Source organism: Mucilaginibacter sp. GW821-FHT07H05, assembly GCF_059418485.1.
Genome location: NZ_JBWKPY010000003.1, coordinates 145,889 through 160,565 on the forward strand (window position 1 = coordinate 145,889; position 14,677 = coordinate 160,565).

A 14,677-nucleotide genomic window follows, 5' to 3' on the forward strand; every position below is an offset into this window, starting at 1 on the left:
CGATGAACTCAGGATGGGCGTTTTAATTTCCTTATTTCAATCTACGATGAAAAAGATAGTGATACTCACCGGCGCGGGAATAAGCGCTGAGAGCGGCTTAAAAACGTTCAGGGACAGCGATGGACTGTGGGAGGGGTACAACATTGAAGATGTAGCCACACCGCAGGCCTGGGCGCGTAACCCGGCACTGGTACAGGAATTTTATAACGAGCGCCGCAAAACGGTATTGGAAGCCCGGCCCAATGCAGCCCACCTGGCTTTGGCCGAACTGGAAAAGCAATACGATGTAACCATTATCACGCAAAACATTGACGACCTGCACGAACGGGCCGGATCAACCAATGTTTTGCATCTGCACGGCATCATTACCCGTTCGCAATCCAGCATCAATCCACAATTAACTTATCCTATCGAAGGCTGGGAGATAAAAATGGGCGACCTGTGCGAATTAGGCTCGCAGTTACGCGCCCATGTGGTATGGTTTGGCGAAGATGTGCCCATGATTAGCAAAGCGGCCGAGATTTGTATGCGGGCGGATATCTTTATTCTGGTCGGCTCCTCACTGGCCGTATATCCCGCAGCCGGACTGGTTAACTATGTACGCCCCGAAGTGCCTAAATACATTATTGACCCGGTGATCCCCGAAATAGAGGGCCGGCGGGTGTATAATAAGATAGAGGCAAAGGCATCGGTGGGAGTACCGGAACTGGTAAAAGAATTATTGTTGTAACGCATTTATAATTGGTGATAATATTTGTAAATTCAAGCACCATATCATACTTGCCATGCGCCGCCTTTTGTACTTGCTTTTAACTTTCACGCTTGCGGTATCAGCCTGCAAACATGCAGACAAAAACATCCACCTCAACAAACGCAAGCCCGACGATTACCAGGTTAAAATTAAGATCCCGGCTGAGTGGATTGAAAAAGTGCGCGGTTTTGATTACAGCCGGAATACGAAACCACTGTTGCGGGAGTTTGAAAGTTTTATAAAACCAGATACACTTATCAATGAGAATGCAGACCACGTTGATTCCGATTACGGCCGTATGTTCGACCCTCTGTTTGTGGATTTGGATAGTGAACCAGGTGATGAATTGATCTGCTTATTGGGCTGGGATATTAGCTGTCCAAGCTTGGTTGTTTTTAAAGAACAGCTAGGCGATTGGTACCTGATCTATTTAGAGCAAGTAAACACATTTTATAGCGCACCGGTATTATCTGTGGCTAATAATTTCTCTCCAAATAAAACTTTCTATTACCGGCAAGTAGATGGTCATGGTTCTGACGTGTATTTTGATAGCTACAATTTTTATAAATTGATAGATGGTAAAGTTTATAAGTGTCTTAATTTGACAGGTGAAAACCATAGTTACGGGGGCGGGAGTTACAGGCTATACATGAATCAAGAAATAAGATCGCGCTTTGAATTTAGTGGCGATGATAGCGATTATATTAATGTTGGTTTTAGCTACAATTTTTTTATCGGTAAAGTAGATCCATTGATAATAAATGCAGGGAATAGCGTAGGCTACAAATGGGATGGAAAAAGCCGTACATATAAATTAGACATACTTCCTTATCAAAATAAAGCAGATGGTTTAATTGCTCAGAAAATTGACTGCTTTGCTAATTTTAGCGACAGCCTATTTGTAAAGGCTTTCAAAGGCGAGATAGATGAAGTGCTTAAAACCGGCACCCACCAGCAAAAGAAAATACTGCGCCAATATCTCGATCAGGTAAAAAAAGATAAGAAAACAAAGACAGAGATGGAATTGATAACTCTGCCCGGCGGGGCTACTTATTACGCACCAAAGAACGAAAATAAGACAGTATCATTTGCTATCTGATAATTTACTAAAATGAAAGCCATCTTCAACTGGAGCGGCGGAAAAGACAGCGCATTAGCCCTGTACTACTGCCTGCAAAACCCCGATATAGAAATTAAATACCTGCTTACTACCGTTAACGATGCTGTAAACCGTATCTCCATGCATGGTGTGCGCGAGAGCCTGCTGCTGCGGCAGGCCGAAGAAATAGGTATCCCGCTTTACCAGGTGCGCCTGCCCGAAATGCCGGGGATGAAGGAGTATGATGATATGATGCGTTATCATTTAGGCATCTTAAAAGCCGAAGGTATTACCCATTCCATTTTTGGCGATATTTTTTTAGAAGATCTGAAAGCTTATCGCGACCAACGCCTGGCCGAAGTGGGACTGACCGGCATTTACCCTTTATGGAAACGGGATACGCATGAATTGATCAATGAGTTTATGTCGCTCGGGTTTGGTACCGTCATCGCCTGTACGCAGGAACGTTTGGGCGACCTGGCAGGGCAGGAGATCACGCCTGACCTGATTGCAGCTTTGCCCGATGATGTGGATGTCTGTGGTGAAAACGGCGAGTTCCACACCTTCGCCTTTAAAGGCCCGATCTTTAAAAACGAGATAAAATATCGAACAGGAGAACGAGTTTTTAAGGCCTACAATGCACCTAAAAATGCGGATGATACTTGCGGAAGTCCGACCACCGGCAAACCGGCGATAAGCGGCTTTTGGTACTGCGATTTGCTGCCGGGATAACCACCCTGTCATTGCGAGGAGCGAGGTGGCCTTGCGTACTGGGCGACGCGGCAATCTCGTCGCTTGCAGAACCATACTACGAGATTGCCACGCTATCGCTCGCAATGACAGATTTAGCGTAGGGGGTGTCATGGTGAGCTTGTCGAACCATGGTGGGCAGGCCTACGCGCACACCCTTCGACAAGCTCAGGGTGACAGTCTTCTCCCGGTCATCAACATCTTTATAACCCCGCCAGGATTTGATAACCCGTAATGACAAAGTGGTAGCACTTTGTCAAAACCTCCCATATATTTGGCATATCCACCCACAAAATATAATTTTTTAAGTTTTCATAACTAATTATAAATCAATGCATAATAATGACAATTAGAAAAAATAACTTTAGATAGGGGATTACGAAAGGGGCCAATACAAGTCATTCTGCCAAATATAATTCTGAATCGCTATGTTTTTAATTTTAACTATCTATAATATAGGTAGTTACGATTAATAATTATACCTTCCGTAAGCATCGCGGTAGTCCCTGTGCATCTCTTTAAAACGTTCGCCAGCTTTGGCTAAAAACTGTTCGTCCAGTAATTCAAATACGCTGTTCACGCCGTCGGTGAGGTCCATTTCGGCCACTTTAAAAATCTGTTCATATACCCCCTTCTCCATCTTTACGATAAACTTTTGGTTCATGCTCATAATGGTGATCTTAAAATCGGGGTGCGGTAGTTCGGCGATAATTCTCATATACGGTATTCTTTAAAAGCTAAATAAAAGATTAAATATGATATTTCGCTTATTTAATTCAGGCCATTGTATTGTAACTTTGAACCATGGCAGAAGATTTAACCATCACCACATCAACCAACAAGGCCGAGCAATATCAATCCCTGATCCCGCAAATAGAGGCCCTGCTTTACGGCGAACCCGACCTGGTAGCTAATTTGGCTAATGTATGCGCCGCTTTAAAGGAGCAGTTTAAATGGTTTTGGGTGGGGTTTTATCTGGTAAAGAACGGCGAATTGGTTTTGGGGCCCTTCCAGGGGCCGGTAGCCTGCACACGGATTGCCAAAGGTAAAGGTGTTTGCGGCGCGGCATGGGAGCAGGCCAAAACACTGATCGTGCCCGATGTGGATGCCTTCCCCGGGCATATTGCCTGCAGTTCGTTATCTAAATCTGAAATTGTAGTGCCGCTGTTTGGCGACCTTGGCGTGATAGCCGTGCTGGATGTGGACGCCGCGGAACTGGATCAGTTTGATGAAACCGATGCCCAATACCTGGAGCAAATAGTAAAGCTGATTAACTTTTGATGGCCCGCGTTTTCCTGATCCCCGGCCTGGGCGCCGATAAGCGCATCTACAAAAATATTAAGCTGGGCGATTATGAATCTATAGGGATAGACTGGATCGAACCTAACCGAAAGGATACTTTAAGTAGCTATGCGCAAAAAATTATAGATCAATATCATATCACACCCGGGTCTATCGTTATCGGCAACTCTTTAGGCGGGATGCTGGCTGTGGAAATAGCTAACCGGATTGAACTGAAAAAGGTGATCCTGATCTCCAGTATCAAAACCATTGATGAGGCGCCGCTTTATTTTAAAGTGTTTAAATACCTGCCTGTTCATAGCCTGATCCCCGGTAATTTGTTTGCTAAAATGGGAGGATTGATCTCACCATTGTTCGGCAAAATGTATTCGGTAGATGCTTACCTGTTTAACAGTATGCTGCAAAATACATCGCCGGTATTTATCAAGTGGGCCATGGGCGCGGTGCTGCGCTGGCAAAACAAAACTATCCCGCCCAATCTTTATCATATCATTGGGGATAAGGACCTGATCTTTAATTATAAAAAGATCAAAAACGCAATCATTGTGAAAGGGGGCACGCATATTATGATCTTTGACCGTGCCCGGGAAATAAACCAAATACTGGCCAAAATACTAAACGATTGAAACTACCCGAATCATACTACACCCATAATGATGTGGTCGGCATAGCCCGAGATCTCATCGGCAAATACTTATTTACCCGTATCGATGGTTTAATTAGTGGAGGATATATTGTTGAAACAGAAGCTTATAATGGCATCATCGATAAAGCTTCCCATGCCTATGGTAACCGGCAAACCCCGCGTACCAGTACCATGTTTCAGCAAGGCGGAATTGCCTATGTTTACCTGTGCTATGGTATCCACGAGATGCTGAATGTAGTCACCTCGGTTGAAGGGCAGCCACACGCGGTATTGATACGCGCTATTAATCCTACCATCGGGTTGGATATCATGCAGGCCCGGCGCAATATGGCGGTTATAAAACCAACCATTACCATGGGACCGGGCTCGGTAGCTAAAGCTCTGGGGATCTCACGCAAAATAAACGCCATCAGTTTCCAGAGCGATACCCTGTGGATAGAAGACCAGGGCCTGACTTTCCCAGATGAAACCATTGCCGTTGTGCCGCGCGTAGGGGTAGATTACGCTAAGGAGGATGCCTTGCTGCCCTATCGCTTTTATGTAAAGGGCAACCCTTATGTGAGTAAGCCGCGTAGTTAGTGATTAGAGATTAGTTAATTAGAGATTAGTCTGCTATACCTAAAAGCTTTCCGCTTTGGTCTTTTAGCTTTCAGCTAAAAACCCGTAATATTGGCCCGATGAATTTCCAAAACACACCAGAATTTGCGCAGCAGCTTGACGGGCAGGATCCCTTAAAACACCTGCGCAATGAATTTATTATACCTCAACACAACGGCCAGGATGCGATTTACCTTTGCGGTAACTCGTTGGGATTGCAGCCGCGTAAAGCCGAAGCGGTGCTGGCAAAACAAATGCAAAGCTGGGCGGACAAAGGTGTAGAGGGCTGGTTTGATGGCGATGAACCCTGGCTGGATTATCATCAATCTTTAAAAGGTACCCTTGGCGGGATTTTGGGTGCCAATGCGCAGGAGATCACTGTGATGAATTCACTTACAGTAAACCTGCATTTGTTGTTGGTAAGTTTCTATCAGCCAGGTAGTAAAAAGTATAAGATCATCATGGAAGGGGGCGCTTTCCCATCCGATCAATACGCTTTAGAGAGCCAGGTGCGTTTCCACGGATATGATCCGGATGACGCGATTATCGAAGTTTTTCCACGGGATGGCGAGCATACTTTGCGTACAGAAGACATCATCAAAACCATCAACGATCATGCCGATGAACTGGCGCTGGTGCTGTTCGCCGGCATCAATTACTATACCGGGCAGTTTTTTGATATGCCGGCCATTACCAAAGCCGCGCATGCGGTTGGTGTATATGCCGGGTTCGATCTGGCCCATGCGGCCGGGAATGTACCCCTGCAATTACATAACTGGGAGGTAGATTTTGCCTGCTGGTGCTCATACAAATACATGAACTCGGGTCCGGGTGGTATCAGTGGCATTTTTGTGCATGAAAAACACTTTGAGAATAAAGACCTGAACCGCTTTGCCGGCTGGTGGGGTAACCGAAAGGATACCCAGTTTAAAATGGCAAAAGGCTTCGATGCGGAGCGCGGTGCGGAAGGTTGGCAGGTAAGCACCAGTCCAATTTTACTTATGGCTGTACATAAGGCCGCCTTAGGCGTTTTTGAGCAGGCGGCGGGCATAGACAGCCTCCGCGAAAAAAGCTTGCTCCTGACGGCTTATTTGGAGTTTTTGATTACAGAGATCAGCCATAGGAAGGGTGAAGAGGTATTCAGGATCATTACACCGGCCGATCCGGCTATACGCGGTTGCCAGTTATCCGTCATCTGCACTAAAAACGGCAAAGCCATGTTTAATTATCTGACCGAGCATGGCGTAATAGGCGATTGGCGCGAACCGGATGTGATCCGGTTAAGCCCGGTGCCATTGTATAATACTTTTATGGATGTTTATCAAACCGGGCAATTACTTTCTGTAGCGGTTGATCAGCTTTTTAAACCGCCATGTTGAAGATCGCATACGATCCCATTTACGCGCACCCGCTGCCGGAAGGCCACCGCTTCCCGATGCTGAAGTATGAACTAATACCCGAACAATTGTTGCACGAGGGTGTTATTGGCAGGGAAAACCTGTTTTCGCCGGATGAGGCAGATGATGAAACCATACTGCGTACCCACGATGCCAGCTACTATCAGCAATTAATTAATCTGACTTTACCGCCTAAGGAACAGCGCCGTATCGGTTTTCCGCTATCGGCCCGATTAATAGAACGTGAGCGCCGTATTGTACAGGGCACTATTGACGCTTGCAGGTATGCCCGGCAATATGGCATAGCCTTTAACGTAGCCGGCGGCACCCACCATGCCGGTACCAATTGGGGCGAAGGTTTCTGTTTACTGAATGATCAGTCTGTTGCAGCTAATTATTTGTTAAATAACAAATTAGCCTCCCTTATTTTAATCATTGATTTAGATGTGCACCAGGGGAACGGCACGGCGCAAATTTTTGAAAATGAGCCGAGGGTGTTCACCTTTTCGATGCACGGCGCCAATAACTTTCCTTACCGGAAAGAACTATCCGACCTGGATATTCCTTTAACTGATGGCACAAGGGGAGACGAATATCTAAGCATCCTGAAAGAAACCTTGCCCAAACTCATCGCACGGCATCAGCCCGATTTTATCTTCTACCTGTCGGGTGTTGATGTATTAGCCACAGATAAACTGGGCAAATTATCGTTAACGATTGAGGAATGTAAGCAACGGGACAGGCTGGTTTTTGAGGCCTGTATTAAACATCAGATCCCGGTGCAGGTAAGTATGGGTGGTGGATATTCGCCACAGATCAGGGATATTGTGGAGGCGCACTGCAATACGTTCAGGTTGGCGGATGAGATGTATTTCTAAACGCGATTGTCATTGCGAAGAGCGGCGAGGCCTGAGAAATGGGGCGACGCGGCAATCTCGTAGCTATGCGATTGTAAACATACTACGAGATTGCCACGCTATCGCTCGCAATGACATAGATTACCCCTGCCCCATAATAGCCGTCTCTGTATACTTAAATTTTTTGCTGATGATCTGAAAGCGGATAAACAGGAGCAGGGAAGCTACCATTAGTCCCAATGTAAGCCCGTACCAAATGCCGCTTGCGCCCATTTTATAGTGGATGCCTAACAAATAACCAATGGGCAAACCCAATACCCAATAGGCTAAAAAGGTAATGAAGGTGGGGATATTCACATCGCCCATGCCGCGTAGTATACCCAGGCCTATAACCTGTGTGCCATCAAATAACTGGAACGCGGCTGCAATGATAAGTAGCTGTGCTGCAATGAGTATAACTCCCTTATCTGTAGTATAAGCTAAAGGTAATATATGATTGCATACCGTGAATATCACCGCGGTTAAAGCCATAAAGGCAATAACGATATGATAGCTTGATATGGCTGATAAGCGTAAGCCAAAATAGTTTTTAGCGCCAAAGTTATTACCGGCCTTAATAGCCGCAGCAGCTGATACGCCGCTGGACATCATATAAGTCATTGAAGCCAGGTTGATGGCCACCTGGTGCGCGGCTTGCGCAACCGGACTAATCGTACCAATCAGTATCGCAGCCCCGCTAAAGGCGCTTACTTCAAAGGTGTATTGCAAGCCTACTGGTAAGCCTATCTTTAAAATCTGCATGCTGCGGATGCGATCGATCTGCATCAGGGCAAAATCTTTCAGGTACTTTTTAAAATTCGCCGATCTGAAAACATAAAAGCCCATTACTATGGCCATGGTACAGCGGTCGGCCAGCGTAGCGTAGCCTACGCCTTTAATGCCCATGGGCTGGATGCCAAACAAACCTTTTACAAAGGTGATCCCTAAAACAATATTTAAAATATTGCCCCAGATAGAGATATACATGGCCTGTTTAGTAAAACCCAATCCCTCGGCAAACTGCTTGAAGGTATTAAAGACCAGCATGGGGATAAGCGAAATGCCCAGTAGTAAAAGGAATGGCCGGGCCTGTTCAACAACCTCGGGCGATTGATCCAGATGATCTAACAGTAACTCAAACCCAAAACAAATGAGCAGGCAAAGCGCGATACCGCAAATAATGTTGATGAATAAACTATTTGATAATAGCCGGCCGCACTCGGCGTAGTTTTCGCGGCCGTTTTCCTGTGCAATCAGCGGGGTAATACCATAACTGATGCCGATACCAATAACCAATGCGATTACAAAAATACTGGTCACCAATGATACCGCCGCCAAAGCGATAGTACCCGAAAAATGCCCGATAATAATACTGTCGCTGGTTTGCACCAATACATGCCCCAATTGCGATATCACAACCGGGATAGCCAGTTTAAGGTTCTCCTGGTAGTGTGGCTTATATTTTTGGTATAGGGCTTTCATAATTTGGCAGGGGAGGACGCAAAAGTAGGCTTTTGATGTGCAAATATGCAAATGTGTTGAGAATGTGCAGATATGCAGATGTGTTGAGAATGTGCAGATATGCAGATGTGCGAATGTGCAGATAATAAATTCTGTTAATTTTTAAATCCTATAAATTCGGGTTCAGACAAACCGCACATCATAAACCCGATAGGACGGAAAGCTTTTGCGCGGGCGGCATAGCGCGCAAGAGCAAAACTTGAAGGGATAGCGGGGCTACCGGGAGCGATGAAATGCTGGCTTTCATTTTCAACATATAATTAGATATTGGCACTAAGTCGAGTTCTTACTTTTATCCTTACAAGTTGAATTGAAAAAATTCTGTAGTTTCTGTGTTTTTGGTTGAATTTTTGTGTATTATTTACACAATACTGCACAATACTACACAATTTTTCTACTTTTGCGCTGTCTTACCAAATCAACACATACATTGGACAATCAACAATTGACCACCGTCGAAACCGCTAAAGATCTGGGCCTTTTACCCGCCGAATACGACCGCATTATTGAAATATTAGGCCGTGTGCCAAACTTTACCGAACTATCTATCTTTTCGGTAATGTGGAGCGAGCACTGTTCATACAAAAACTCTATTACCTGGTTAAAAACCCTGCCTAAGGATGGCCCGCGCATGCTGGCTAAAGCAGGAGAGGAGAACGCCGGTTTAGTTGACCTGGGCGATGGCATTGGCTGCGCCTTCAAAATTGAATCACATAACCATCCATCTGCATTAGAGCCTTATCAGGGCGCTGCTACAGGCGTGGGTGGTATCAACCGCGATATTTTTACCATGGGTGCACGCCCGATTGCGCAGTTAAATTCCCTGCGTTTTGGCGATTTAAGTTTGGATAAAACCAAATGGCTGGTTAAAGGTGTGGTTAAAGGGATCAGTCATTATGGCAACGCTTTTGGGATCCCAACCGTGGGCGGCGAATTGTTTTTTGACGAATGCTATAACATCAACCCGCTGGTCAACGCGTTTTCGGCCGGGATTGTTAAGGCTGGCGAGACTGTTTCCGCTACATCTTATGGTGTGGGCAACCCGGTTTATATTGTGGGTTCGGCTACGGGTAAGGATGGTATCCATGGCGCGGCTTTCGCATCAAAGGATATTACAGAGGATTCGGTGAACGATTTGCCGGCCGTACAGGTTGGTGATCCTTTCCAGGAAAAACTACTGTTAGAGGCCACTTTAGAGGTAATTAAGACCGGCGCCGTGGTAGGTATGCAGGATATGGGCGCTGCCGGTATCATCTGCTCTAACTCCGAAATGAGCGCCAAGGGCGAACATGGTATGCGTATAGACTTGGATAAGGTACCAACCCGCCAGGAAAACATGAAACCGTTTGAGATCCTGCTGTCCGAATCGCAGGAGCGGATGCTGATTGTGGTGCATAAAGGCCGCGAAGCAGAAGTGGAAGCCGTATTTGATAAATGGGACCTGAACTGCGCTATTATTGGCGAGGTGACCGATACCCAACGCCTGCATTACTATATGAATGGCGAATTGGTGGCCGATGTGCCTGCCGATGACCTGGTATTAGGCGGCGGCGCCCCGGTTTACGAACGCGAGTATCGCGAACCGGCTTATTTTGCCGAAAATCAAAAATTCAATATTAACGATGTGCCCCAACCGAAAAACTTAGTTGACGTGGCAGAGCACCTGATATCGCACCCCAATATCGCGTCGAAACGCTGGGTGACTGATCAGTACGATTCGATGATCGGTACATCAACCATGACCACCAATCGCCCAAGCGATGCAGCCGTGGTAGCGGTTAAGGATACTAATAAAGCTATTGTAATTACAGTTGATTGTAACTCGCGCTATGTATATGCCGACCCGCAAAAAGGTACGGCGATTGCTGTTGCCGAGGCAGCCCGTAACATTACCTGCGCCGGCGGCGAGCCTGTGGCTATTACCAATTGCTTAAACTTTGGCAACCCGTACAAACCCGAGGTTTACTGGCAGTTTGTTGGCGCTATTAAAGGTATGGGCGAAGCTTGTACCAAGTTTGAAACCCCGGTAACGGGCGGTAACGTAAGTTTCTATAATCAATCGAGCGATGAGGGCCCGGTATTCCCAACGCCAACTATTGGGATGTTAGGGGTGATGGACGATATCGGTAATATCATGGGTTCGGACTTTAAACAGCCGGATGATTTGGTGTACCTGATCGGCGAATCGGTTAATGATATCGCGTCATCGCAATACCTGGCCTCGTACCATAAAATCACCAAAGCGCCTGCTCCGTATTTTGATATTGATAAAGAGTATGATACCCATCAGGTGATTAAGCAATTAATTACCAGCAAAATCATCCAGTCGGCACATGATGTGGCCGACGGCGGTTTATTTATTACACTGGTAGAATCGGCCATGCCTAACGGCTTAGGTTTTGATATCGCTACCGATAGCAGCATCCGTAAAGATGCCTTTTTGTTTGGTGAAGCGCAGGGTAGGATAGTGGTGAGTGTGGCACCCGCCGATCAGGAACGTTTTGTTGAGCTGATGGCTACCAGTGAGGTGGAATTTAGCATGTTAGGTACCGTATCGCACGAAGGTAACCTGGTAATTGACGAAGAACTGTTTGGTAATATCCAGGATGTAAAACTGGTTTACGATAACGTATTACACGTGATATTGGGTGAATAAAGTTGTAAGGTTAAAGGCGAAAGGTAAAAGGTTTTAGCTTTTTTTAAGTTAAGCTATTTTTTCATAGAACACCTTTAACCTTTCGCCTTTAACCTTTTACCTCAAGAAGAAATGAAACTCAATCGCATTCACCACATTGCCATCATCTGTTCGGACTATGCGGTATCTAAAAAGTTTTATACCGAAATATTAGGTCTTAAAATTATACAGGAAGTTTATCGCGCTGAACGCGATTCCTACAAACTCGATCTGGCTGTCGGCGGACAATACCAGATCGAACTTTTTTCGTTTCCAAATCCGCCTAAAAGAATATCGCGACCGGAAGCCGCAGGATTAAGGCATTTAGCTTTCGAGACAGATGATATTGAAGCGGCTATTAATCATTTAAGCAATCATGGCGTTACAGCCGAACCAATCCGCACAGACGAACACACCGGCAAACGTTTTACTTTTTTTGCCGACCCCGACGGTTTACCGATAGAGTTTTACGAGAAGTAGAACTATTAGTACATCAAAATCCGCTCGACAAAACAGATTTATGAAGTATTATTATCCTCATAACTTACCTGCATTTAATTATCCCATAATTAATATTATGTTAAATAGTATATTCAAAAGAGAAGGCTGCTTAGCGCAACCTTCTGCTTTAAAATTATTGCTTTGCAGGCGCCGCTCCCCCTGCTTGTATATCATCTATCTGTTTTTTAATCAGGTTGGCGTTGGTCATATCTTTTTTACCCAGGTAATAGGTTCTTAAGTTAGTTAACGCGTCAACATTTTTTGGTTGTAATTCAACCGCTTTTAATAAATATGGTTTAGCGGCATCAAACATACCATTGGCTTTAGTCATAGCCGCATCGTATTCTTTTTGTTTGTTTACGGGATAATTCCTGGCAGCGTTAAACAGATCGATAGCCGGGTTAATCATTACGTACCCTAAATTCAGGTTAGCTTCAAAGTAGTTTGGATCAATGGCCAGCGCTTTCCTGTACATGTCTTCTGCTTTTGCAAAATTTTCGTCCCTGGTTTTGGTTAACGTAGCTACAGCAGCCGCATCTTTATTTTTAGCTAATTTTTTATTCGCCTGATCTGCAACCTGGGTATAAGTTATACCGGCATAATAATACAAAGTTTTGTTTTTAGGATCGGTGGCAATAGTGCTTTCAATTTTGCTTAAAACTTCGGCTTGTTTACCTGTTTGCAGGTTCATTTCAAGCACACGTTTAGCCAAATATGCATCGTTAGGATATTTTGCCGATGCATCACTCATTATTTTAATAGCGTTGGTAGTATCCTTCTTTTGCAGATAAAAGCCAGACATATCCTGGTAAAGGCTTATCTTTTTTGAGTAATTTGTAGTTAGCAATTTGCTGTAATTTGTTAACGCTGCATCCCAGTTACCTGCATTAGCGGCTGCTAAACCTGTATAGTATATCGCATTGGTATCTTCAGGCAGTACAGAGCGGTAGTAATCAAATGATTTGTAAGCAAGATCGTATTTCTTTTCACCATACTCCTTCACTCCTTTGTTTAACTGATATTGGGCTAAAGTAAGGTCGGCGCTGGTTATCAAGGCCTTGTTTTCGCCTTTAGTATCTAATTCCTTAGCTTTTTTAATCGCTTCTTCAGCTGTTGTAAACAAAGGTGTCGATGTAGTTGCCGAGGTATCATTTAAAGCCATTGAAGCGTAAATAGATCCTTTTAAAGCATAAGTAAGCGGTAAAGCAGCCGTTTTATCGTTGGCGGCGGCTTTATCAATTGATACCCTTGCTGTTTTAAGGCTATTTAAAGCCAATGTACCCATTGATTTATTCCCCTTCAGGGATTCGTATTTTGTGTATTCTGTTTGCGCGGTGGTTAATTCACCTTTTTGCGCAAAGGCCGTTACTGTAATTAAGCCTAACAGGCCCGTCATCAAAAAACTGATTTTCATGATTTATTAGTTGGTTAACTGTTTTAATTTATTATTTACCTTATTTAACTGATCCTGGTCCCCTCTTCTGGTGTAAACTAATTGCAATAAATGTAAGCACTTTACATCATTTGGCGATATTTCATTTGCTTTTTCCAGCCATTGCGTAGCCCTTATTAAATCCTTATCAGCGTTTGCATCTTTTTTTACCGCGCTAACCTTAAAGTAAAGTAAGCCAAGGTTAAAAACCGGATCGTAAAATGTACTGTTTAATTCAATAGTTCGCAAATAAAGAGATTCGGCCTTGTCGTATTGGTCTAAATGATCGTAGCAATTTGCGGCTATAAACGCAATATCAGCATTATTTGAATTATCGTCAAGCAATTGGGGCAATAAAGGCGCTAATGCATTATAATCTTTACGATTGTTATAGATATTGGCCTCTTCCAATAAAAAGGACCTGTCGTTTGGCAACAGCTTCCTGCCCTTTTGCAGTACCTGCAATGCTTTGAGGGTATCCCCTATAGCTTTATAGGTATTGACAGCCGCGTCGATATATTCACTGCGGATGGTATCGGTATTGAGCAGTATATTATAGCATTTGGCAGCTTCCTGGATGTTGCCGGTTTTGTTGTAGGCATAAGCAATATAAGCGTTTATCTGCCTGAACGACGGCGCATAATTTTGCGCCTTTTTAAATAATTGCAGGGCATTATGATAGTTTGATAAACGCATTTGCCTGAAACCATAACGCAGGTAAGCGTTGGCCAGGCAACGCTTAGAGAAACTCATTTCGGCCGGATACTTGTAAATTTTCTTTTTTGTTAAAAGGTCATCAACAAGTTGAGTGGTTTGGGTAAAAAACGATGGCGGCTGGTTCAGTTTGTTTAACGAGTCGGTATAAACAATGCTGGTGTAAACTAATGCTTTAAAAACATTTTTCTCCAGATCGGCCGAGTCGGCTTTGGTCCTGATCAGGCTATCAACCGTTTTTTTGGCGTTACTAAGGTATTTAAGATCGTTTTGCTTTTTATAATATGCCAAACTGTTTACCACACCTTTCAGCGCTTCCGACTGGCAGAAGGCAAAAGATGAAGTAAACAGTAATAACACAACTACCGGAAAAATGACTTTACGGCTGTTCATCATA

The 14,677-nt window shown here is 44.5% G+C and carries 14 protein-coding genes; 10 read left to right on the plus strand and 4 right to left on the minus strand.

From position 1 onward, the window contains the following. Nucleotides 1–46 precede the first annotated feature (46 nt). From AC07M6_RS08480 to AC07M6_RS08490, 3 genes are read left to right on the plus strand one after another with little or no spacing between them, the layout of a single operon-like run. On the plus strand, nucleotides 47–730 hold the full coding sequence (locus tag AC07M6_RS08480; protein ID WP_494888574.1) for an SIR2 family NAD-dependent protein deacylase: 684 nt from the start codon (nucleotides 47–49) through the stop codon (nucleotides 728–730). A gap of 55 nt (nucleotides 731–785) precedes the next feature. Beyond that, nucleotides 786–1,850 carry a hypothetical protein gene (locus AC07M6_RS08485; protein WP_494888575.1) on the plus strand — a complete coding sequence of 355 codons (1,065 nt, stop codon included), beginning with the start codon at nucleotides 786–788 and terminating at the stop codon, nucleotides 1,848–1,850. 12 nt (nucleotides 1,851–1,862) lie between these two features. Then, nucleotides 1,863–2,582 (plus strand): Dph6-related ATP pyrophosphatase, encoded by a 720-nt coding sequence (locus AC07M6_RS08490; RefSeq protein ID WP_494888576.1) that lies wholly within the window; start codon nucleotides 1,863–1,865, stop codon nucleotides 2,580–2,582. Between the two features lie 487 nt (nucleotides 2,583–3,069). Here the strand turns inward: AC07M6_RS08490 and AC07M6_RS08495 are convergent, their stop codons facing one another. Then, on the minus strand, nucleotides 3,070–3,318 hold the full coding sequence (locus AC07M6_RS08495; protein WP_494888577.1) for a hypothetical protein: 249 nt from the start codon (nucleotides 3,316–3,318) through the stop codon (nucleotides 3,070–3,072). Between the two features lie 86 nt (nucleotides 3,319–3,404). Here AC07M6_RS08495 and AC07M6_RS08500 point away from each other — a divergent pair, with 86 nt between their 5' ends. From AC07M6_RS08500 to AC07M6_RS08520, 5 genes are all read left to right on the plus strand, one after another. Then, on the plus strand, nucleotides 3,405–3,881 hold the full coding sequence (locus AC07M6_RS08500; RefSeq protein WP_494888578.1) for a GAF domain-containing protein: 477 nt from the start codon (nucleotides 3,405–3,407) through the stop codon (nucleotides 3,879–3,881). Then, nucleotides 3,881–4,528 carry an alpha/beta hydrolase gene (locus AC07M6_RS08505; RefSeq protein WP_494888579.1) on the plus strand — a complete coding sequence of 216 codons (648 nt, stop codon included), beginning with the start codon at nucleotides 3,881–3,883 and terminating at the stop codon, nucleotides 4,526–4,528. The genes AC07M6_RS08500 and AC07M6_RS08505 overlap by 1 nt, the downstream gene beginning before the upstream one ends. Beyond that, the gene (locus tag AC07M6_RS08510) at nucleotides 4,525–5,127 is read left to right on the plus strand and encodes a DNA-3-methyladenine glycosylase (protein WP_494888580.1); all 603 of its coding nucleotides are present in this window, start codon (nucleotides 4,525–4,527) and stop codon (nucleotides 5,125–5,127) included. Before AC07M6_RS08505 ends, AC07M6_RS08510 begins: the two co-directional genes overlap by 4 nt. A gap of 98 nt (nucleotides 5,128–5,225) precedes the next feature. After that, a complete protein-coding gene (kynU, locus tag AC07M6_RS08515; RefSeq protein ID WP_494888581.1) occupies nucleotides 5,226–6,524 on the plus strand; it encodes a kynureninase in 1,299 nt (432 codons plus the stop codon). Further along, nucleotides 6,518–7,420 (plus strand): histone deacetylase family protein, encoded by a 903-nt coding sequence (locus AC07M6_RS08520; RefSeq protein WP_494888582.1) that lies wholly within the window; start codon nucleotides 6,518–6,520, stop codon nucleotides 7,418–7,420. The genes kynU and AC07M6_RS08520 overlap by 7 nt, the downstream gene beginning before the upstream one ends. A gap of 120 nt (nucleotides 7,421–7,540) precedes the next feature. On the opposite strand, the gene AC07M6_RS08525 is transcribed toward AC07M6_RS08520, so the two are convergent. Next, nucleotides 7,541–8,920, minus strand: a complete 1,380-nt coding sequence (locus tag AC07M6_RS08525; RefSeq protein WP_494888583.1) for an MATE family efflux transporter — start codon at nucleotides 8,918–8,920, stop codon at nucleotides 7,541–7,543. A 469-nt stretch (nucleotides 8,921–9,389) separates the two neighbouring features. On the opposite strand from AC07M6_RS08525, the gene purL reads away from it, so the two are divergent. Next, a complete protein-coding gene (gene purL / locus AC07M6_RS08530) occupies nucleotides 9,390–11,615 on the plus strand; it encodes a phosphoribosylformylglycinamidine synthase subunit PurL (RefSeq protein ID WP_494888584.1) in 2,226 nt (741 codons plus the stop codon). 111 nt (nucleotides 11,616–11,726) lie between these two features. Then, nucleotides 11,727–12,113, plus strand: coding sequence for an SMU1112c/YaeR family gloxylase I-like metalloprotein (gene gloA2 / locus AC07M6_RS08535; protein WP_494888585.1), 387 nt, complete (start codon nucleotides 11,727–11,729; stop codon nucleotides 12,111–12,113). Nucleotides 12,114–12,267: 154 nt separating this feature from the next. Here the strand turns inward: gloA2 and AC07M6_RS08540 are convergent, their stop codons facing one another. Beyond that, nucleotides 12,268–13,548 (minus strand): hypothetical protein, encoded by a 1,281-nt coding sequence (locus AC07M6_RS08540; protein ID WP_494888586.1) that lies wholly within the window; start codon nucleotides 13,546–13,548, stop codon nucleotides 12,268–12,270. A 6-nt stretch (nucleotides 13,549–13,554) separates the two neighbouring features. Then, nucleotides 13,555–14,676 carry a tetratricopeptide repeat protein gene (locus tag AC07M6_RS08545; protein ID WP_494888587.1) on the minus strand — a complete coding sequence of 374 codons (1,122 nt, stop codon included), beginning with the start codon at nucleotides 14,674–14,676 and terminating at the stop codon, nucleotides 13,555–13,557. Nucleotide 14,677 lies beyond the last annotated feature (1 nt).

Coding starts and splice junctions, on each gene's coding strand:
- AC07M6_RS08525 (WP_494888583.1), bottom strand. CDS start 8,920: ATGAAAGCCCTATACCAAAAATATAAGCCACACTACCAGGAGAACCTT.
- AC07M6_RS08480 (WP_494888574.1), top strand. CDS start 47: ATGAAAAAGATAGTGATACTCACCGGCGCGGGAATAAGCGCTGAGAGC.
- AC07M6_RS08500 (WP_494888578.1), top strand. CDS start 3,405: ATGGCAGAAGATTTAACCATCACCACATCAACCAACAAGGCCGAGCAA.
- AC07M6_RS08520 (WP_494888582.1), top strand. CDS start 6,518: ATGTTGAAGATCGCATACGATCCCATTTACGCGCACCCGCTGCCGGAA.
- kynU (WP_494888581.1), top strand. CDS start 5,226: ATGAATTTCCAAAACACACCAGAATTTGCGCAGCAGCTTGACGGGCAG.
- AC07M6_RS08490 (WP_494888576.1), top strand. CDS start 1,863: ATGAAAGCCATCTTCAACTGGAGCGGCGGAAAAGACAGCGCATTAGCC.
- AC07M6_RS08545 (WP_494888587.1), bottom strand. CDS start 14,676: ATGATGAACAGCCGTAAAGTCATTTTTCCGGTAGTTGTGTTATTACTG.
- AC07M6_RS08540 (WP_494888586.1), bottom strand. CDS start 13,548: ATGAAAATCAGTTTTTTGATGACGGGCCTGTTAGGCTTAATTACAGTA.
- AC07M6_RS08495 (WP_494888577.1), bottom strand. CDS start 3,318: ATGAGAATTATCGCCGAACTACCGCACCCCGATTTTAAGATCACCATT.
- AC07M6_RS08505 (WP_494888579.1), top strand. CDS start 3,881: ATGGCCCGCGTTTTCCTGATCCCCGGCCTGGGCGCCGATAAGCGCATC.
- gloA2 (WP_494888585.1), top strand. CDS start 11,727: ATGAAACTCAATCGCATTCACCACATTGCCATCATCTGTTCGGACTAT.
- AC07M6_RS08485 (WP_494888575.1), top strand. CDS start 786: ATGCGCCGCCTTTTGTACTTGCTTTTAACTTTCACGCTTGCGGTATCA.